This is a genomic window from Mesorhizobium sp. M7A.F.Ca.CA.002.05.1.1 (genome assembly GCF_003998335.1).
Taxonomy (GTDB): Bacteria; Pseudomonadota; Alphaproteobacteria; order Rhizobiales; family Rhizobiaceae; genus Mesorhizobium.
In genome coordinates this window covers 1-871 of sequence record NZ_RZQI01001434.1, presented here as the reverse complement: position 1 = coordinate 871, position 871 = coordinate 1, and the positions used below count along the sequence as shown (strand labels likewise).

1 protein-coding gene is annotated in these 871 nt (G+C 65.9%); it reads right to left on the bottom strand.

The genetic code is table 11. From position 1 onward, the window contains the following. Positions 1-169: 169 nt before the first annotated feature. Positions 170-871: GlxA family transcriptional regulator (locus EN939_RS36155; RefSeq protein ID WP_164751600.1), on the bottom strand; the 702-nt coding region annotated here is incomplete at its 5' end.

Genomic DNA, 871 nt, shown 5'->3' with positions numbered 1-871 from the left:
CTCAAACGAATGGGACCGCGCCGTTGCCAGCCGTTTCGAGACCCATCTTGCCAGACAGATGCGCTCGCAGATCGACGGCGGCAGTGACCGTCAGAACGCTGCCTGAGCTTTCCGACTTTGTGCATGTCGTTGTCCCAAAATCGCTACACACTTTTGGGCGGCATGCACATCAACCCCTCCGCAATCTGACCGGCGCTTCGCCGAAAGCCCTTGAAAATGCCCTCGAAAATGCCGCGGCGGACGAGAACCCGGTCCGCCCGGCAATATCGGCCATGGCAACCCTCGTATCGACCACCAGCCGGCGCGCGGCGCCGAGGCGCAGCCTGAGGTAATAGGCGCCCGGCGTCTCGCCGATCGATTTGCGAAAGATGCTTTCCAGCGTCCGTGCCGTCACGCCGGCGCGCTTGGCCACTGCTTCGATGGTCAGCGGCTGGTCGACATGCGATTCCATCAGCCGGATGGCTTGCGCAAGGCGCGGGTCATAGCCGTCGAGCCGGCCGAGCGAGACCAGCGGCTGTGCGTCGGTGGCGGCGCGAGCCTGGTCGTAGATGAAGACGCTGGCGACATCGAGCGCCACCGCCATACCGAGCCGCGTGCGGATGAGATGCAGCATCAGGTCGAAGGTCGGTGACGCGCCGCCCGAGGTGAACACTGGCCCGTCGATGACATAGCGGTCCGGGCGGACATCGACGCCAGGGAAGGCCGAGGAAAAATCCTCCATGTCCTCCCAGTGGGTGGTGGCGCTGCGCCCTTCCAGCAGGCCGGCGCGTGCCACCAGCCAGGTGCCGGCCTCGACACCGCCGCAAGCACGCGCCGTGCGTGCGGCCCGGCGCAGGCCCGACAACAGAGCCGAGGTTGCATAGTTCTGGGT